The sequence below is a fragment of the Sphingobium sp. AP50 genome (genome assembly GCF_900109095.1).
Classification (GTDB): domain Bacteria; phylum Pseudomonadota; class Alphaproteobacteria; order Sphingomonadales; family Sphingomonadaceae; genus Sphingobium.
This window is the reverse complement of record NZ_FNYZ01000016.1, coordinates 44,507-60,314: the sequence shown is the minus strand read 5'-3', so window position 1 is coordinate 60,314 and position 15,808 is coordinate 44,507. Positions and strand designations below refer to the sequence as shown.

Here is a 15,808-nt window from a genome sequence, read left to right as displayed (position 1 = left end):
GTGGTTGCGGGCTTCCCGCGTTGAGCATCACGGGCCACCCGTGACGATCTATTTAGACGAAGGAGGCGAAAGGAACTGTCAAGCGGACAGAAGCACGTCGTCTAGCTTGCTCAATTTCGAATCAATGGCACGAATTTCACGGCTTATTTCCATCATCATCGCGTTTAAAGCGTTTATGACATCAAAATTAGCATTTTGAATTTCTTCTTTTGCTTCATCGGAACGTCTCAGGACTTTAGCCCATTCCGCTTTCGTGTATCTGTGGATGTCATCATTTTGCTGATCCGCATGTGGCCCCCAAATTTCATCAAGGAGCGAGACAAGTTTTTCGAGAGACTCGTCGACTTTCGTGCGCGCCATTTCAACTGAAACCGAGTTTCTCCAAACATACCGCACACGAAGCCAAGCCATCGCCCGAGTCAGGGACTGACTGAACTCAAAAGCATCATCATTATCTAGCTTTTTGTCCGTGCTAAAGATGTCGAGCGCAAATGACAATTTCGTCACTGCATTGTATACTTTTTCTTCAATGGCTTCTTGTGCTTGCTGAAGTTCTTTCTGACGGTTCAGAAGCATGTCGCGCATAACTGCGTTCGACTGCGTCTGCGTCAGCTTGAGTTGTTCGCGCACCGGGCGATATGTGAGATAGGCAGCCCCCAGCGCCATGAACCCCGTGATCAGCGTTTGCCAATGGTCCACTAAAGAGTAGAGGCCACCGAGCGCCGTCCAGATACCGTATGCCACCAATGCTTGCCCCATCAACGCGATCATGGGCGCAGCATAAATCATTCCATGGGCGGAATGTCACCCTCATAGAGCGGGTCGTTCACGACAAGCGCGATCCCTTCGAAAACCATGGCAAGGTCTTCGCTGTCCTCCAGCGGCACATCGACCGCGATCATCTTAATCTGGTTCAGGTCATACTGATTCAGCTTCGAACCACGATCCCGGACCAGTTCAACTATTTCATCAATTGCCATTAGTCACCTCATCCAAAAGCCTTTCGATCAATTCAGCGACCTTGGGATCAGCCAAATCCTTGCGTCCCATGAAGTAGAGGCCGAAACTTTCGGCCCACCATTCATGGCCATTCTCGCTGGAATAGCGGGACGGCAGATTATCATAATTCGTGAGGTCGCGGAACATGGCCGCCAGCGCCTTCTCAATCGGTGGCGTCCCGACCTGTGAACGGCGTCCCTGCTTCCCACGCATCTGATGAACATGGTGCGCAAATTCATGGTAGAACAACATGCGCGCACGATCCAAAGGCCGCTCGAAATAATTTATGGCGTTGAAGGGCTTCTCCTTCACGTCATCACCGGGCTTCCACTGGGACACCGGTCGATCAGCAGCGGAATCAGTGCGCCTTGCTGCCAGAACCTTTTTGTCCAGCTTCAACCACTGCTGGCGCTTTGCATTGAAGGCATCGGCCATGTCGAGATAGCGAAGGATCATATCGTCCTTTTCCTGACCGGTTGCGCCTTGGATCGCGACCTTGACCGCATCAATGGCATCCCGTTCTGCCTGCAACTGCATGGCCAGCGCATCCCGTTCCGCGATGACCTTGGCAGCAACCTTGGTGCCCGCACCACCGCCGACCTCCGCAGCAAAACCATTGATGTACACTGGGTTCAGGCGCAGCACGCCGTCGCCCATGGTTCCCATAGTCGTGGTGCCGCCGCCGCTCTTGATCGCCCGCAGTCGGGGAATGGCGAAGGCGTCAGCCAGCTTCTCCAGTTCCGGCATCAGCGCTGCGATCATGCTGGCAGCCTCATCGGTAAAATCGGCGTTCAGGACCGCCTTCCCGATATCTTTGACGTTAACGTCGCGGAATTCAGGGCGCGGATCATAGCGCGGATCAGCAGCGCTAGCCGCCATTCTCGCGTTCAGCGCTTTGGTCACATCCTTCTTTTTCAAGACTGCGATCGTCGCAGCGCTGACATCCGGGTCGATTGGACTGGTGAACCTAGCGGGGACAGGCCGAAGGCCTGGCCCCTTCGGGGCCGGTGCAGCCTTCTCGCCAAACAGACTGGCGTCATACTCGCGCAACTCTTTCAAGGTTCGGCGTCGGCCGCCTACTTCCTTGAAGAACGCATCGTAATTCATCTTTGGATTGGCGCGGAATATTTCCCCTCGCGCCTTGCCCAATATCCCGTCCTGCACATCGGCTGATTGATCGCGAAGCCAATCCGGGAACGGTCGATGCTTGGTCCCTTCGTTGTCCCGGCGCGGGATCAGCGTCGACCGGCAGTTGGGGTGGATAGGTGGAGCCTGTGGCACATCATCAATGGGGTAGATTTTACCGCTGAGGCTCTGACAGGGATCGGACGTCCGACTATCCAGTACACTGGACCACTCGACGAATTTGATCGTCTTCATGCGGCGATAGGTTTCGAGCCGCGAAGCGTTCTGGACACCAGCGGTCGCTGTGCGGGCGATCGTCTGGGCACCGTTGCGGGATGCGTTCAGAACGCCATCGCTGTAATTCTTGGCTTTGGTCCCACGGATGCGCTGGACCATCTGGCCCGTAGTCTGTCCCTGCAAGATACCAAGCTGAAGCGCCCCCTCCAGCGCCCGCAGGCGTCCCGCCTCCTGCGTATCCAGCCAAGGCATCAACCGGGTGACACCATCCTTGCTGAAGGGCAGCATGGTCGTGGTGACGAGAGTTTTGAGGACGGCTGTCGGCGGGATCGCGGTTCCAAGATCGACGCTGAGGCCCACGGCCAGCATCGCACCGGCAGCGAATTCCGCCTCTAACAGTCCGACGTCGGTCAGGCTGGCGACCAAGCCATCACGGACCGCCTGATAGGACTCCTTGTTGACCTTGCGAAACATCTCACGGATGTCTTCCAACCGCTTGGTCGTGGCCGGCCCCTTGTCAAAGCCATCGGCTTCGATCCGCGCATATCGCTTTGTCAGTTGGTCGGTGAGGTCATCGTCGTTGCGGTTGAGGAGCCGTACGATGTCGTCGCCGATTTGATTACCGACGGCGTACGCACCAAGCTGGTGCCGATATGTAAGGTCTCTGAGGCGGTCTTGATCCACCCTTTATTTAGACGTGGGCAATCTCCGACCGGTCAGCAAGCCATTGCAAAACGCAAAAACTTATGACAGCGCCAGCTATCTGATTGCGGGGGTGGATCAATGACGTTCGTATTTTGGCTGACTGCTATTCTCGCTGTTTGCTTGGGCTTGTCAGTCGCGCGAATGGCTATGACCTTTATTTGGCCAAGCGATGATCCCGACGCAAAATCCTATTCCCGCGAGAATTTCATCGGGTTGACCGTCGCATTCGTGATTTGCGTAGGTATTGCTTTCTTCGCAAACGAAGCAGCCAAACCATCCGCCTACGAACTGTGCATGAAGGGCGTAAAGTCTGGCTACATCGCCGACGAATTGGAGCGGAAAGCCGTCGTGGATCACACGGTCAATTGCTACATGGAATCTGCCACGCCTACGGCAAACTGATTATCCGAAAACGTGTCGACCGGAGGGCGGTCAGCCGCTTCCATGGCCATCCGATCCTTGTCCGCTTCAATGTCGAAATCCTCTGGCAGCGCCCCACCGGCGACCATGCGTTCGATCGCCTGTTCGTGTGAATAGAGGCCTGCCTGCCATTCAGCCACGATCTGCTTACGCTCCTCCGAACTCAGCTTGGCGCTGGTAAAGTCGCCGCTCATCTCAAAAACAACCTGCGTTTCGTCTGCACCGGCCCACCATGCCGCCCACTGTATCTGGTCAAGAATGATGCGGTTCGTGGTACGGCGGACCTGATCCAGCGATGCGGTCTGCGCCGCGTTACGGATTTCCAATGCCTGTCCTGATTCTACGGCTGCCTTTTCAGGGGCCAGAATTCGCGCACCCGCCGACGCCATATAGTCGCGCAGATTATTGGCGCGACTTTCAAGCTGGGCGGCCTGCGCGCCCGTATACTCAAGCATCCCGACCTTGGCGTTTTCCTCCTCGAATTGCCACATCGTGCCGGGACTGATGGCGACGTCATCACGCGGCTTTGCGCCAGTGGTCCACGGGATCGGGTTGGACAGCCAATAGTCGCACGTCGCAAGATTGGCGCTGGCATGGTAGTGGCTGCGGTTGAGATCGCACACGTCGGTCAAGGGCGCGGTCGATGGTCGAAGGCGACGTCCGAGTGTGATCACGGTGGCGGGAATTTCGTCAATGGCTTGGCCTAGCCGAGTGGGCGTAATCGCTGGACCGGGTAACCACTGGGACTGCCGGTTGCCCTTCACCTTCGTGCGAGTCCACAGGCGGACCTGATAGACGCCGTTGACCAACATAAGTTCGCGAATGGTGTCGACGTCCTGCTGGAGCCGGATATTCACCGCCTGCTGCCTGTTATTGACCAGCCCGACATCGATCCCAAGGATGGCTTCAGCGCGGTAGATGAGGATGCGGGGTCGGATACCCAGCTTCTCTTCCTCCGCAACCGACATGGCCTGACTGGAGGCTGGCAGGTCAGTGAGCAGCAGGCCGAAATTGACCGACAGCAGTTCGTCAGCGACATCTTCAGCAAGGTCTTCGATCGGACCAGCGTCGGCCTTGATCGTGTTGAGGAGGGTGAGGAAGCGTTCTTCTGCGTCGACCTTGGGCGGCTTGCGGAACAACAGGCCCATCAGACCTTCATGGGTGCGAGACGCGCCGGGAAAGAACGCGGTGCGTTCGATGATGGCCTTGTGCTGCGCAACGTCAACGGAAGGCAGACGGGGTAGGAATTTCTCACCACCTGCGCGGACCATGCGCGCTCCAGCGATCATCGCACGGTTTACTGCCCATTCGTCGTGGTACTCAGCAATAACAGGATCGATGACGTGGATGGTCTGCGGGGTGTATTCGGTCATATCCTATTTAGGAAAACCAAACACTTGTATTGGCCCGCTCCTTACGCCTTAACAGGAACTACGTGTTTTTTGGGAGTGCCACATTGACCGTCAAGCCGTTCGCATTTGTTTTGATGCCGTTTGATGATACATTCGACGATATCTACAAGCTTGGGATTCAGGCTGTCGCCACCGAATGCGGAGTTGTGGCCGAGCGCGTCGATGAACAGACGTTTTCTGAAACGATACTAGAACGAATCTATCGGCAGATTGACGCAGCCGATTTCGTAATCGCTGATATGACCGGCCGAAACCCAAACGTATTTTATGAAGTTGGATACGCACATGCTCACGGCAAGCTATGCACGCTGCTGACGCAATCGGCGGATGATATCCCCTTTGACATGAAGCACCATCGCCACGTCATCTATAATGGCTCTATCCAAACGCTAAAATCCAAACTCACAGCAGAAATTAATTGGCTGAAATCCGAGCGGGAGAAGCAGAAAACTAATGCGTTTTCCATAGAATTGAAAAGCGCTAACGGAATTCTTGAGAAAACAAAATATTCTGCAACAGCCGTAGTAGATATTGTAATATATATTGCGAACAAGTCGAAAAGAAAGTCGCCGGAAATCGATGCAATTTACATACATACAGCCAAGGGTTGGACGTTTTCGCAGTCTGGAGAGGATTGCGCCCACGGACAATCCGAACTTGTAAAAAAAGTGATCCGGCATTTCGTGAAAGCACCGATCACAAAATTATCTCCCGGCATGTGGGGGCAGATTAAAGTCAAAGGAAAGCGACAAATGGCATCAACGTGGAAAGGAGATGAGTTGAAGGACTCTTACGATTTGACAGGCTATATTATTATTGAGGTGTACACCTCCGAAGGAACATTCACGGAGAATCTTGATCTGTCTTTGAGTGTAGACGAACTACCATTTTAGTATTCAATTGAACCACCCCTTGATCTTGCTGATGACGACCGGGCGCACTGGCCCCTTGCCGGTCAGCAGTTCACTGATCGCATAGACGTAAGCGTCGAACCGATCGGGGGATTTGCCCTTTTTGCGGTCATAGTCGCCGGTCATGGACAGCATCTGGCGTTCCAATTCCTTGAACTCGCCTTCATCGTAGGGGTGGTGGATGCGCCTCGATCTCATAAGCGTGGCGATCGGCTTCGCCCGCTCATTCTTCCCTTGTCCTTGCCCCGGACGAACCGTCTCGATGTTCACGCGGGGATCGATCGAATGGAGGATATAGGCGTTCTGGTCGCCGCCCTGATTGACCTCGACCACGATGCATTTGGCACCATGCCGCCAGTAGGCTTCGATCGCCTTGGTGGCCCACTCTTGCGGGTGATACCGGCCGCTGAGGTCTTCGATAGGGTAATAATGGGCGTCAGGCTCCTGCCCCACCGCCCCGCAAACGAAGATGCCGGTTTCGTCCGCTTCCGGCCCACTGGTCATCGCTGGATCGATGGCGACGACGGTCAGGTCGAAGGCGTCAGGGGTCGATGATCGGTTATCGTTGAGGTCGGCGCGGCTGAACAGCGCGCCCTCCAGTTCATCATACCATTCACCGTCTAGAAATCGAGTACGCTGCTCATCATTGAAGTTGAGCATTCGACGGTAATAATTCGGATCGACATCGGGGTTGGAATCCTTGTCGAACGCGACCCACGCATGTTCTTCAGGATCGACGATCGGGCGATCGGTGCCGGGGACTTTATGGTCGACCCACTGCTGATAGACCCAGTGGGATTTGGACTTGGGGTTGCAATCTGCAAACAGCTTGGTGGCAATGCGAACGCCAGTCTTGTCGACATCGCTGGCGTTAAGGCGGGTGATGACCTTTTCGTAGGTCTCATGGGACAGGAGGACGACTTCGTTCAGGAGGATGGTGGCGAATTCTGCGCCCATGATCTTTTCGACCGCACTGTCGTCCTGACAGCCGAAAAACCAGATGGTCGACCCATTGTGCAGTGTGATGCACCGCGTGCCGGTGCTAGCTTCGATATGTTCGTGATAGCCCGGTGCCAGCGCCTTGAGGACAGCCATGGCCGTGGGCCAGACAGTGGAGGGGATTGACGCTGCGGTCTGCCTGATGACGCAGTGGTTCGACCCGGCATAGTGCAGGCCACGCATCACCATGAGGGCAAAGAAAACGTAGGTCTTGCCGCCACGGGATGACCCATAGGCGAGAACGGATTCATGATCTTGGACCGCTTCGACGATGCGATGCTGGTCAGGGTAGAGGGTAAGGGTGGTCACCCATTATTTAGGGTGACGGCCCTCGTCTCATCAGTACCCTAGCCGCAGGTACAGGGTTTAGGCATAACCATTATGTCTGCAAAACAAAGAGGATAGAAAATGTCTGATGATTACGCGCGCCGCGCGCTGAGCACCGCGATCCATAATCTTGCCACCGGCATCGGGACGATCCAGCAGCGTGTTGAAGACGCATGGTTGGCAATGCACACGATCAGGGTCCACACGTTCGATAACCCGCAGGATCAGGAGCGTTTCGAAGAAATCAGGGTCCGTCTGAGCAACGGTATTGCAGGACTGCCCGACATGGACGCGAAGGAAATCGCGGTCGATATTCTCGACCTGTATTTCACAATCTTGCGCAACGAAATCGACGAACTTCGCGAAGAGGCGCGGAAGCGTTAATCCGCTGGTTCGCTGGCGGCTTGGCGTTTCCTCTCATCTGCAAGGTGATGGGTAGACACCGGCAATCAGCATTCTCGCATCACGCGGCTGACAGCCGTAGATGTCCACGCTCCACCTCTGGCAGCCCGGATCGACCGTTCATTCAGGAACTGGGCGATCTGGGCCAGCGACGCGGCCCCCTGCCCCTGCGCTTCCACGATGACCTTCCGCACACTGGCCGCCCGAAGCTGGGCAGCCTCCTGACGGACCTCTAAAGAACGTTTGAGGCCCACGCTCTGGTTGCGAAGATTGCTGCCATCGTCACCTAAACGCTGACCACGGGCCTTGGCAGCCGCCAGTGCGGCCTTTGTACGATCACTGATCATCTTGGCTTCGGCTTCCGCGACGGCGGCAAGGATATGCACGGTCAGGTTATTAGCGTCTGGCAAATCCGCAGCGACGAATCTGACCTTCGTTTCCATGAGGGTTGTAATGAAGTGCAGGTTACGGGCCAGACGGTCCAGCTTCGCCACGATCAGCCGCGCCCCGGTCAATTGGGCACGTTCTATGGCCTCAAGCAGTGCCGGGCGATCCTTGCGCTTGCCACTCTCAACCTCCGTATATTCGGCGATCACGTTATCCCGGCTTCGAAGGTGTTCAGCAACGGCATTGCGCTGGGCCTCCAGCCCCAGCCCCGACGATCCCTGCCGCCGTGTAGAAACGCGATAATAGGCAACATAGTCGGCCACTTCATCATCCCCGGAAAAGCGTGGTTTCCGACGATATAGCAGTCATATCATTAGGTCAAACGAGCGTCTGACCAAACGTTATGCATCTGGATCGGGGGGAGGTAGCGCTTCGATTAGGCGGGGCTTGGACTGGCTGACACGGATAGCCCAGTCAGGTAGGTTGATGACGACCGGGGACTGATCGACCTGTACACGCTCCCCGAATTCCGCGCGGTTGCGACGGCCGACGTTCTTATCAATGGTCCGGTTCAAGAATTCATCACGCAGACGATCACCGGTCGAGAAGACGCCAGCCAAAGCAATGTCCTGCTGAATGTCGACTAGGAAATGCTGGCCAACCGCCTCCGATCGCCGGATCAACGAGTCCAAATCGGGGTCGGCCTCACGCCAATTCCAGATAGTAGTATAAGCAGGCATCGTCGGGTCTGACGCTATCGACGCCAACGCTTCGCCATATCGTAGGCGGTCAACAATCTCGTCGATCAATTCTGGAGTGCGGATCGTCTTGCTGCCGGGTTTCAACCCCGCAATCTGCCGGGCGCGCGCGCCGATATCGCGGATGGTCTGCTTGCCCATGACCGATACTTGATCCGCAGCCTTGATGGCGGACAATTCTTCTACTGTGAGGGTGCCGTCGAGGACGGACGGGGGGTCTTTCGAGGATTTCATATCTGTATTTAGATATTGGGACCACCGGCCCGTCAGACAGCCTTCTACTCAGCCATTGGCCCGCATTTGCACTCACCAGCACCAATCCGGCAAAAGTATTCCTGCGTTACCTTCAGACCCACACGGCTTTCTGCTTTTACCCGATAGGTGGCGTAGGTGGCATTGACCTTGTTGTCCTCACCCTTCAACCGATCGATCTCCGGCTGAACCTGATTACGCACCGAGGCATTGTTATAGTGGAGCCGGATGCCTTGGCTGGCTACGATTTCACGCCTCCATAGGGTATCTAGATCGGCATCCGCATCAAGCGGTTGAAAATCGTAAAACTCAACCGTCTCTGGATTGATCAAGCCATTTGTGATGTTTGCCTTACACATCGTTTCTTCACTTGAAGTGCATCCGGTCAACGCAACTACGACAAAAGCAGTCAAAAGAAACCGCATACTATCCCCCGATCGGTAGTGTCCTGACCGACAGGCAGGTCGCTTACGCTCTCGATCAGGACACGATTTGGCCGTTACTCTGTTGATTGATCGGGTTCAACCGGGTCTGGCTGAATTTCTTCTTCAAGCTGTGGTTGGTCCACAGGGTCTTCGCCAGCCCCATCGGGCAGGTCTTCGACATCAGCGGCCAACTGGGTCATCGTAATAGCGACACCGACATCCCCTTCGACGTCCGGGTCGACGGCGCTGACCATCACTGACACGGCCAGTTTGCGGCGATGTACGCCCCACGCTTCGGCCAGCGTCCTGATAGCATCGTCACCCGCCCCACCCATGATGCGGGCCACTATAGTACCAGCAGGGTCAACGATGATCGCACGGAAGGTTGCGCCAATCTCACTGGGGTTGGTATCGCGGTAAACAGACAAGGCACCACATGCAGCTTCAAAGTCTGGACTTGTGGCAATGGACTTGGCGGCTTCGACCGTGTGGCCGATAAGGGTCAGGAAGGTCATGATTGATCACCCCCCTGCCTGTTCGATCAACGCTTCGTACCAAGCCACCTGATCCAGTGCGCTTTCATCCCATTCTGCCTCCGCCTGTGCGGCCCAGAGACATTCCAGCAGATGTTCGATTTCCATCATGACTGGTCATCCTCATCGATCATCTTGATAGTGATCGCGGTATCGGCGGCATCCTTGGCCAGATAGTAGATCGCCTTGGTAGCAGCGTCGTGGGCCGCGTTGATCTTGGCGACCAGCGCATCAACCGCCTGTTGCACCACCGTGATGGCCTCATCACCAGACGGGTGATCACCGAAGAGGTCTTCGAGCCTGTCCAGCACAATGACGTGCTTGATCAGGGTCAGGAAATCGTTGTCGATACGCATGATCAGCGGCCCTCCACACGGAAGAGGTCTGTCAGGCAGAACGTAGCCCATGCGCTGTTGAGGGCCACCGACCAAACGGGCCAACCGGTCAGAGGAAGACTATGCGATGCTGCCCAGAGGTCGGGTGCAATAATAATCATCGCGATGACTGCGAAAAATATGTTCCAGAACTTTTGCATTTGAAAATGTAATCTCCCAATTGTGTAGCGCCATTTTGGCGATGGGAGATATTCAAAGTCATTATTCTTCTTCGTCTCCCATTCTACTTATACGATTGGGGAACCAGAGGCTTGATAGAGGGAAAAACGTCAAATTTCCAAATTCATCTTTTTGCGCAGGTACTCTTCATATTCGCGTTCAAGGCGCGGATAATCGTACGGTGCATTCTCCTTGGCCCATTCCATCTGCCGGATCATACCTTCGTGTTCCGTTCGCGCGATTTCACGCCGAGCCATGTCGCGTCGATGGTTTACCCAAACCGCCATGGGACCGATGATCAAGACGCCATAGCCGATCATCCGGGCCAGAAAATCAATCGCTTCGAACATGCCACACCTCTTTGGACCAGAGCGCTGGCAATACCCGACTGGGTTTAACATGAAGTGAGGGGTGGCCCGTTGCGATCGGGATAAATTCGAGATGAGAAATCGTTTCGAAAGCGCCGTTGCCACCCAACTGGGCACCAACTGGGAATATGAGGCCATCCGCCTCACCTACACAGTAGAGCATACGTACACCCCTGACTTCATCGACCGTGACGCCAAGGTCATTCGGGAGGCCAAGGGTCATTTCCCTGCGGAGGACCGGCGCAAGATGCGCGCCGTCAGGGATGCCAATCCGGGGTGGCGCATCATCATCGTATTGCAGCGTCCAGACACCCGGATCAGCAAACGGTCCAAGACTACCTATGCGGGCTGGTGCGAGAAAAACGGGTTCGAATGGGAAGCCGGGCCTAGCTGATAGCAAACGCCGCTTAACTTTATTATGGTGGCGTTATGAACATGATCGACAGATTGAAATCGTTTCTTGCCCGCTGGGCCGCCAATTTCGGTCGGATCAACGTCGACAAGGCAATTGATCGCAGCTTCCGCTTTCTAGAAATGATCATCCTGTCGACGCTCGTAGGCTTTGCCCTAAAGGTCGTTGAACCTACTATCGGTCTGTTCGTCACCGTATTGATGTCGGTCTTCGCTGGCATCTACCTTGGGCTGCCGATTGCGCGGTGGCATGTGGAGTGCCTCCAAAGGCCGCTGAGTCCCAGTCATAGAAAGCGGTATGCCGCCACGGCGTCGATCACGCTTGGCCTTACGGCTGTTCAATTAGTGATACCGCTTCAAACGCTCCTGAGTGCAACGATGCAAATCGACACAAAGAAAGCCCGGAAAGCTTATAGTGAAACAATGGACAGGATTGAAGAAACCGGCTGCGCGAGGGCGCACATGTCCATCGAAGAGTGCGAAAAGCGACTTGGACGCAAGATTACGTCAGGTAAAGCGCCGCCTCCGCAGCCCGACGCTTTGTCAGTCCAACCAGCACCTTACCGCCGCCCCGGTTCCAGCGGCTAAATTCCTTCGCCGCCCCAGCATAATCACCGGCCAGATGCTTCTTCAGCAGGGTCGAAGTGACGAAGGCGCTGGTCCCAACGTTGAAGGCGAAGCTGACCATGGCGTCGAACTGGTTCTGGGTCATCTTCCCGCCCCCACGATTAACCGCCCCTTCGAAGAGGGCAAGGTCGGCGGCCAGTAATTCCTGCGATTTCTCTTTGGTGATGGTCTGGCCCTTGCGGACATCGGGACCAGTGTGACCGACCCCGATCGTCCAGACCTTGGCAGGGCAAAGGTAAGCGGTAAGACGTTCGCCTTCGAACGTGGTGATGAGTGCGCGGCCCTTGGCCGATGTTTTTAGAGGTTCATTCCCCTAATTAGGCGAATGCTAACGAGTAATGCGGCACTTTGACGGAATGAAGGTCAAGCAACTCATCGCCGCCGCCAGCATCCTGTTTTCTACACCAGCTTGGGCTGGCGATCAGGTCTATGCGAACGATGGAACCGTGCATGTGTATCGCGAGACTGGCGAATGCACATTGATCACCATGCGCAGCGATCTCGCTATGTTTTTTCACATAGCCTACGATGAAAGTCGCGACCATCTTGTGTTCACGCTTGGAGATAAACGGTTCAAGTCGATCGTCCTTGGAAAGAAATACGAACTGAAGGCTGCCATTGGCAGTGAATACGATCAACACCTATATGAAGTAACCGCAGTCGGACTTACACTATCCGATTCAAACGCTCTGCGATTTAGCACGAAGAAAGGTGCCGAAGTGCTGGGTTACCTTCAGAAGGCCGAGATGTTCGGGTTAGCACGGGGCGATATATCGGGAGAGGTTACGCAGGATCAGATTATCTACACGTTTAGCCCGAATATTATTCGAAAGATGATTCCCAGCTTAATATCATGCGCTAAAACGGAAGCTGTTGTTCACCCGCATGACCCCCTAGAAGGCATGTAGGATTTCACCGTTCGTATGCGGGCTGGTGCGGCACCGGCTCCTGATCGCGGTCAGGGAAACCGAAATAGGCCTGACACGACGCCATAGCGAAGCATATGAGGGTGACAGCAGCGCTGACCTTGGCGGCGCGCCCCCTGCTATACGTGCCCAGTTTGACCACCCAATAGACTGGAACGCTGATCATCACGAATAGGAATAACGCAGCCCAGCCGATATTGACCCATTCCATAACTCACCTACACTAGCTACGTTCACGGTCGAATAATGTTTTGATCACCCAACCGACCAAATCCAATATCGGCACGAAATGACCTTTGAACGGCTCCTTGTTCGGCTCAAACCCTTCGACCAGTTGCATTGCGACACGCGGCTCCAGTTCCTTGCATAGCTTGTTGGTCGGATTGTCTTTTCGTACCCTAGTCGCAGAAACTTGTTCCAATTTTAGGTCGATGCGTACCGAGTAGGTGGCACACTCCGGTTGATTGTTCTCATAAGTGACCCCGTCAAAGGTAAATTTGGCGTCGAACCAATCAAGCCTTGGCGCATAGACGTAGCCGTCAGACGTGTTGGAATGGGCCTCCACGCATTGGCCAGTGTGCTGCCAACACTCTATACTGACAGCCTTCGGGATCAGCGGACTTCCGTAATCGGTACGACGCCATTTTCCTCTAGCAACGACGTACCCATCGGCATTGATGACCGAAAGGCTTTCATTCACTACCGGCGTCTGGTGCGACGAAATGACTGCGATTTCGCGGGTCACTTCAAAGATGAACAATATTACAAAAAAGCCGATCTTCCACCAATTCCAAGGCTTCTTCAGCTTCGCTTGGCTGTCCATATTACCCCTACCCCCGTTTCCGTATCATTCCGCTTACTGCGGTAGCCGTCAATCTGCCACAGTGCGGTGGCCGAACGATCCGAAAGATCACGCTGGGCAGCCACCAGCTTGGCGGTATTAGGGTCAAGCGGGGGTGTTGTCTTGGACATGCTCATACTTTGACACGGGAGCCGGTTTTGAAGAACGTCACAAAAATCGGGCTGGGTACCAGCGTTGGTGCAGTTGTGACCGGCATTAGCGTCTGGGGCATGGATAAGCTGGGCTGGATTGATCGGTGGGCATTTGAATGGGGAGATTTTGCCACGTTGACGACCGGAGCGGCGGCGGTTGTCGGCGCGGTGTGGATCGGCGGGCGACAAGTGGAGATCACGTCGAAACAAGCCGAAATTGCTGAACGTCAGACTGAGATAATGCGGCAACAGACTGCGCTACAGGGAATGGCGCTACGCGGAGACTTTTACGATCGCAGGATCAAGATCGTCGCAGATGTTCGCGCCTATTATGCCCTGATCCACGCCGTTGATTATTCAAACGAGCGCGAGCTTGCCCGTGAAATTCTGTCATCCGCTGAAGCTGCTCGGTTTATATTCGATAAGGAAGTTCACGATGCAGCATGGAAAATTTATGAATTGATCTGCGCTTATGCAACTCGCAAGATCGAAGAGGAAAAGGTAGGTCTGCGAGAATTTCGTGACAAAGTCTTTCCAAGCATGTCTATCGATCTTAAAGAAGCGAGAGAAGCACAAGAATTATTCAAAACATTTTTGAAATTGACGGAAAAATATTTGGTCATCGAAGATCAGCCCTCTTGGCGATGACCCCATAACACCCATCGACGCTCGTAACGATCCAGTCCGCTGATATCGGTGCAGTCACCAGCTTCAGCCAGTTCGGCCAGACGCTCCAGCTTGCGGACCTTGCGCGCCACGGCTTCCGCCCACACCTCTTCAGGATCGCGGTCGACGATGCCCAGTTCAGCCTTGCGCCGGTCGATGTCGGCAAGGAAATCGTGAAGGTCCATGCACTTCATGGAAACTCTACAATCGGTGTCGTCGAAAAGAACCGCATAGTGCGGGCGCGATTAAGGCCGGTCAGGCTATAGGTCACATCTTCGCGCTGGACCATGTGTTGGTCAAATTCCTCATCGGTCAGAATGGCAAGCACGACGACAGAGCCGGTGGCTTGCGCATCCTGATAGGCATCGATGTTGGACCGCAGCCGGGTGAAATATTCTTCGGTCCACGCCATCACGACCACCCATTGACCATCAGGTCCAACCGCGTGTCCGCTACCGCCTGCTGAACGTGACCCGGCGCGAATGCCAGCCACTCCAACTTCCTGCGATCCATCGGATGCAGGCCGCGCAAATCGAGATAGCTGACCTCGTATGTGTCCCGACCAGCCTTGTGTTTGCGGATGATTTCACCGCGATAATCGTTCGTATCCATCACCTACTTATGCCGGGTGCCCATTCTCTGGGTCGATATTTTCTTACCCATTTGACTTCTAAAAGAAGTAAATTGCGCAACTTTGAGTCCTAGGATATCATCGTGGCATTTGAATTGTTGCGGAGATGGTCGAATGATGAAGTATGCTGTGGCAATGGCGATGATGGTGGTTTCGACTGGAGCGATGGCGGCAAAAGCCCCACCTCCACCTATCGAACAGTCGACCGGCCCGATCCTGTGGCAGGGTATCCGCGCCGGGATGGACTTCCGTGAAGTGCGCGCCCAATTTCCAAAAATCACGTCGCTGGGCACCTATTTCAGCTACCCGCTGGCCCCAAAATTCGTCGTCGATGTCGAGGTCGATTTAGAGACGCGGAAGCATCCAGATGGCTCCAAAACGCAGCATGTGCGCAAGGTCACGCTGGACACCATCGATGACTACAGCATGGTTCTGGCCGCCCTGCTGGAGAAGTATGGAGAGCCACGACGCAAGGAAGAGCGCACCCAGACGGGAAACCGGGCTTTCACTCCATCCATGGGGATCGATCGTCATATGACCGATTATGAGTGGTACAAAGATGGCGTCCTGATCAAGCTAACCACCGGCGCAGTACCCGGTTTCATCCTGTCGTATGAGGCGAAGAGCGATGCAGGATTGACGGACGCGATCTAATTTTTCGTTTCAGCACTTTCACTTAAAGTGTTTTTCTATAGCCTGTCCTCAAGGTTGGTGCGTGTTTCGTCCCTCGACCCACCAGC

Annotated in this window: 25 protein-coding genes; 8 read left to right on the top strand and 17 right to left on the bottom strand. The window is 54.8% G+C overall.

Annotated elements, in window-relative coordinates:
* Positions 1-78: 78 nt before the first annotated feature.
* From BMY84_RS21330 to BMY84_RS21320, 3 genes are read right to left on the bottom strand one after another with little or no spacing between them, the layout of a single operon-like run.
* Complete coding sequence (locus BMY84_RS21330; RefSeq protein WP_093086406.1) at positions 79-771, bottom strand: hypothetical protein; 693 nt, start codon at positions 769-771, stop codon at positions 79-81.
* A 14-nt stretch (positions 772-785) separates the two neighbouring features.
* Positions 786-980: a hypothetical protein gene (locus BMY84_RS21325; protein WP_093086405.1), complete on the bottom strand. Its 195-nt coding sequence runs from the start codon at positions 978-980 to the stop codon at positions 786-788.
* A complete protein-coding gene (locus BMY84_RS21320; RefSeq protein ID WP_256215349.1) occupies positions 970-2,613 on the bottom strand; it encodes a minor capsid protein in 1,644 nt (547 codons plus the stop codon). Before BMY84_RS21320 ends, BMY84_RS21325 begins: the two co-directional genes overlap by 11 nt.
* Positions 2,614-3,144: 531 nt before the next feature.
* Here BMY84_RS21320 and BMY84_RS21315 point away from each other — a divergent pair.
* Positions 3,145-3,468 carry a hypothetical protein gene (locus BMY84_RS21315; RefSeq protein ID WP_093086401.1) on the top strand — a complete coding sequence of 108 codons (324 nt, stop codon included), beginning with the start codon at positions 3,145-3,147 and terminating at the stop codon, positions 3,466-3,468.
* Here the strand turns inward: BMY84_RS21315 and BMY84_RS21310 are convergent.
* A complete protein-coding gene (locus BMY84_RS21310; RefSeq protein ID WP_093086400.1) occupies positions 3,435-4,859 on the bottom strand; it encodes a DUF4055 domain-containing protein in 1,425 nt (474 codons plus the stop codon). The two genes, BMY84_RS21315 and BMY84_RS21310, sit on opposite strands and share 34 nt — an antisense overlap.
* 83 nt (positions 4,860-4,942) lie before the next feature.
* On the opposite strand from BMY84_RS21310, the gene BMY84_RS30215 reads away from it, so the two are divergent.
* On the top strand, positions 4,943-5,791 hold the full coding sequence (locus BMY84_RS30215) for a nucleoside 2-deoxyribosyltransferase (protein ID WP_218146999.1): 849 nt from the start codon (positions 4,943-4,945) through the stop codon (positions 5,789-5,791).
* A gap of 3 nt (positions 5,792-5,794) precedes the next feature.
* Here BMY84_RS30215 and BMY84_RS21300 read toward each other — a convergent pair whose 3' ends face one another.
* On the bottom strand, positions 5,795-7,117 hold the full coding sequence (locus BMY84_RS21300; RefSeq protein WP_093086398.1) for a phage terminase large subunit: 1,323 nt from the start codon (positions 7,115-7,117) through the stop codon (positions 5,795-5,797).
* A gap of 99 nt (positions 7,118-7,216) precedes the next feature.
* On the opposite strand from BMY84_RS21300, the gene BMY84_RS21295 reads away from it, so the two are divergent.
* Positions 7,217-7,519, top strand: a complete 303-nt coding sequence (locus BMY84_RS21295; RefSeq protein WP_093086397.1) for a hypothetical protein — start codon at positions 7,217-7,219, stop codon at positions 7,517-7,519.
* Between the two features lie 65 nt (positions 7,520-7,584).
* Here the strand turns inward: BMY84_RS21295 and BMY84_RS21290 are convergent, their stop codons facing one another.
* The 7 genes from BMY84_RS21290 to BMY84_RS21265 all read right to left on the bottom strand — a co-directional run bounded on the left by BMY84_RS21290 (position 7,585) and on the right by BMY84_RS21265 (position 10,796).
* The gene (locus BMY84_RS21290; RefSeq protein WP_093086395.1) at positions 7,585-8,247 is read right to left on the bottom strand and encodes a recombinase family protein; all 663 of its coding nucleotides are present in this window, start codon (positions 8,245-8,247) and stop codon (positions 7,585-7,587) included.
* A gap of 78 nt (positions 8,248-8,325) precedes the next feature.
* Positions 8,326-8,916: a terminase small subunit-like protein gene (locus tag BMY84_RS21285; RefSeq protein WP_093086394.1), complete on the bottom strand. Its 591-nt coding sequence runs from the start codon at positions 8,914-8,916 to the stop codon at positions 8,326-8,328.
* Positions 8,917-8,960: 44 nt separating this feature from the next.
* Entirely contained in the window at positions 8,961-9,359 is a 399-nt protein-coding gene (locus BMY84_RS21280; protein ID WP_093086393.1) for a hypothetical protein, read from the bottom strand.
* Between the two features lie 74 nt (positions 9,360-9,433).
* A complete protein-coding gene (locus BMY84_RS21275) occupies positions 9,434-9,874 on the bottom strand; it encodes a hypothetical protein (protein WP_093086391.1) in 441 nt (146 codons plus the stop codon).
* A gap of 6 nt (positions 9,875-9,880) precedes the next feature.
* On the bottom strand, positions 9,881-10,003 hold the full coding sequence (locus BMY84_RS30550) for a hypothetical protein (RefSeq protein ID WP_256215343.1): 123 nt from the start codon (positions 10,001-10,003) through the stop codon (positions 9,881-9,883).
* Positions 10,000-10,248 (bottom strand): hypothetical protein, encoded by a 249-nt coding sequence (locus BMY84_RS21270; RefSeq protein ID WP_093086390.1) that lies wholly within the window; start codon positions 10,246-10,248, stop codon positions 10,000-10,002. Before BMY84_RS21270 ends, BMY84_RS30550 begins: the two co-directional genes overlap by 4 nt.
* Before the next feature lie 308 nt (positions 10,249-10,556).
* A complete protein-coding gene (locus BMY84_RS21265; RefSeq protein ID WP_093086388.1) occupies positions 10,557-10,796 on the bottom strand; it encodes a hypothetical protein in 240 nt (79 codons plus the stop codon).
* A gap of 91 nt (positions 10,797-10,887) precedes the next feature.
* Between BMY84_RS21265 and BMY84_RS21260 the strand changes: the two genes are divergently transcribed.
* Positions 10,888-11,208, top strand: a complete 321-nt coding sequence (locus tag BMY84_RS21260) for a hypothetical protein (RefSeq protein ID WP_093086526.1) — start codon at positions 10,888-10,890, stop codon at positions 11,206-11,208.
* A 35-nt stretch (positions 11,209-11,243) separates the two neighbouring features.
* Positions 11,244-11,813 (top strand): hypothetical protein, encoded by a 570-nt coding sequence (locus BMY84_RS29385; protein WP_143075120.1) that lies wholly within the window; start codon positions 11,244-11,246, stop codon positions 11,811-11,813.
* Here BMY84_RS29385 and BMY84_RS21255 read toward each other — a convergent pair.
* The gene (locus tag BMY84_RS21255) at positions 11,728-12,063 is read right to left on the bottom strand and encodes a lysozyme (RefSeq protein WP_371262436.1); all 336 of its coding nucleotides are present in this window, start codon (positions 12,061-12,063) and stop codon (positions 11,728-11,730) included. The two genes, BMY84_RS29385 and BMY84_RS21255, sit on opposite strands and share 86 nt — an antisense overlap.
* Before the next feature lie 127 nt (positions 12,064-12,190).
* On the opposite strand from BMY84_RS21255, the gene BMY84_RS21250 reads away from it, so the two are divergent.
* Positions 12,191-12,760 carry a hypothetical protein gene (locus tag BMY84_RS21250; RefSeq protein WP_093086385.1) on the top strand — a complete coding sequence of 190 codons (570 nt, stop codon included), beginning with the start codon at positions 12,191-12,193 and terminating at the stop codon, positions 12,758-12,760.
* A gap of 241 nt (positions 12,761-13,001) precedes the next feature.
* Here BMY84_RS21250 and BMY84_RS21240 read toward each other — a convergent pair whose 3' ends face one another.
* Positions 13,002-13,601 carry a hypothetical protein gene (locus tag BMY84_RS21240; RefSeq protein ID WP_093086382.1) on the bottom strand — a complete coding sequence of 200 codons (600 nt, stop codon included), beginning with the start codon at positions 13,599-13,601 and terminating at the stop codon, positions 13,002-13,004.
* Positions 13,602-13,777: 176 nt separating this feature from the next.
* Here BMY84_RS21240 and BMY84_RS21235 point away from each other — a divergent pair, with 176 nt between their 5' ends.
* Positions 13,778-14,419, top strand: coding sequence for a hypothetical protein (locus tag BMY84_RS21235; protein WP_143075119.1), 642 nt, complete (start codon positions 13,778-13,780; stop codon positions 14,417-14,419).
* Here the strand turns inward: BMY84_RS21235 and BMY84_RS21230 are convergent.
* Genes BMY84_RS21230 through BMY84_RS21220 form a run of 3 tightly spaced genes read right to left on the bottom strand, consistent with a single transcriptional unit; the run spans position 14,401 to position 15,049 of the window.
* Positions 14,401-14,631, bottom strand: a complete 231-nt coding sequence (locus BMY84_RS21230; RefSeq protein WP_143075118.1) for a hypothetical protein — start codon at positions 14,629-14,631, stop codon at positions 14,401-14,403. The two genes, BMY84_RS21235 and BMY84_RS21230, sit on opposite strands and share 19 nt — an antisense overlap.
* Positions 14,628-14,849 carry a hypothetical protein gene (locus BMY84_RS21225; RefSeq protein WP_093086378.1) on the bottom strand — a complete coding sequence of 74 codons (222 nt, stop codon included), beginning with the start codon at positions 14,847-14,849 and terminating at the stop codon, positions 14,628-14,630. Before BMY84_RS21225 ends, BMY84_RS21230 begins: the two co-directional genes overlap by 4 nt.
* Positions 14,849-15,049 carry a hypothetical protein gene (locus BMY84_RS21220; protein ID WP_093086376.1) on the bottom strand — a complete coding sequence of 67 codons (201 nt, stop codon included), beginning with the start codon at positions 15,047-15,049 and terminating at the stop codon, positions 14,849-14,851. Before BMY84_RS21220 ends, BMY84_RS21225 begins: the two co-directional genes overlap by 1 nt.
* A 133-nt stretch (positions 15,050-15,182) precedes the next feature.
* Here BMY84_RS21220 and BMY84_RS21215 point away from each other — a divergent pair, with 133 nt between their 5' ends.
* A complete protein-coding gene (locus BMY84_RS21215) occupies positions 15,183-15,722 on the top strand; it encodes a hypothetical protein (protein WP_143075117.1) in 540 nt (179 codons plus the stop codon).
* The last annotated feature ends 86 nt before the right edge of the window (positions 15,723-15,808 follow it).

Excerpts from the sequence above, each read along its gene's own strand:
- BMY84_RS21330 (WP_093086406.1), bottom strand. The coding sequence starts at position 771 with ATGATCGCGTTGATGGGGCAAGCATTGGTGGCATACGGTATCTGGACG.
- BMY84_RS21325 (WP_093086405.1), bottom strand. The coding sequence starts at position 980 with ATGGCAATTGATGAAATAGTTGAACTGGTCCGGGATCGTGGTTCGAAG.
- BMY84_RS21320 (WP_256215349.1), bottom strand. The coding sequence starts at position 2,613 with ATGCCTTGGCTGGATACGCAGGAGGCGGGACGCCTGCGGGCGCTGGAG.
- BMY84_RS21315 (WP_093086401.1), top strand. The coding sequence starts at position 3,145 with ATGACGTTCGTATTTTGGCTGACTGCTATTCTCGCTGTTTGCTTGGGC.
- BMY84_RS21310 (WP_093086400.1), bottom strand. The coding sequence starts at position 4,859 with ATGACCGAATACACCCCGCAGACCATCCACGTCATCGATCCTGTTATT.
- BMY84_RS21295 (WP_093086397.1), top strand. The coding sequence starts at position 7,217 with ATGTCTGATGATTACGCGCGCCGCGCGCTGAGCACCGCGATCCATAAT.
- BMY84_RS21285 (WP_093086394.1), bottom strand. The coding sequence starts at position 8,916 with ATGAAATCCTCGAAAGACCCCCCGTCCGTCCTCGACGGCACCCTCACA.
- BMY84_RS21280 (WP_093086393.1), bottom strand. The coding sequence starts at position 9,359 with ATGCGGTTTCTTTTGACTGCTTTTGTCGTAGTTGCGTTGACCGGATGC.
- BMY84_RS21275 (WP_093086391.1), bottom strand. The coding sequence starts at position 9,874 with ATGACCTTCCTGACCCTTATCGGCCACACGGTCGAAGCCGCCAAGTCC.
- BMY84_RS30550 (WP_256215343.1), bottom strand. The coding sequence starts at position 10,003 with ATGATGGAAATCGAACATCTGCTGGAATGTCTCTGGGCCGCACAGGCG.
- BMY84_RS21270 (WP_093086390.1), bottom strand. The coding sequence starts at position 10,248 with ATGCGTATCGACAACGATTTCCTGACCCTGATCAAGCACGTCATTGTG.
- BMY84_RS21265 (WP_093086388.1), bottom strand. The coding sequence starts at position 10,796 with ATGTTCGAAGCGATTGATTTTCTGGCCCGGATGATCGGCTATGGCGTC.
- BMY84_RS21260 (WP_093086526.1), top strand. The coding sequence starts at position 10,888 with ATGAGAAATCGTTTCGAAAGCGCCGTTGCCACCCAACTGGGCACCAAC.
- BMY84_RS29385 (WP_143075120.1), top strand. The coding sequence starts at position 11,244 with ATGAACATGATCGACAGATTGAAATCGTTTCTTGCCCGCTGGGCCGCC.
- BMY84_RS21250 (WP_093086385.1), top strand. The coding sequence starts at position 12,191 with ATGCGGCACTTTGACGGAATGAAGGTCAAGCAACTCATCGCCGCCGCC.
- BMY84_RS21240 (WP_093086382.1), bottom strand. The coding sequence starts at position 13,601 with ATGGACAGCCAAGCGAAGCTGAAGAAGCCTTGGAATTGGTGGAAGATC.
- BMY84_RS21230 (WP_143075118.1), bottom strand. The coding sequence starts at position 14,631 with ATGAAGTGCATGGACCTTCACGATTTCCTTGCCGACATCGACCGGCGC.
- BMY84_RS21225 (WP_093086378.1), bottom strand. The coding sequence starts at position 14,849 with ATGGCGTGGACCGAAGAATATTTCACCCGGCTGCGGTCCAACATCGAT.
- BMY84_RS21220 (WP_093086376.1), bottom strand. The coding sequence starts at position 15,049 with ATGGATACGAACGATTATCGCGGTGAAATCATCCGCAAACACAAGGCT.
- BMY84_RS21215 (WP_143075117.1), top strand. The coding sequence starts at position 15,183 with ATGATGAAGTATGCTGTGGCAATGGCGATGATGGTGGTTTCGACTGGA.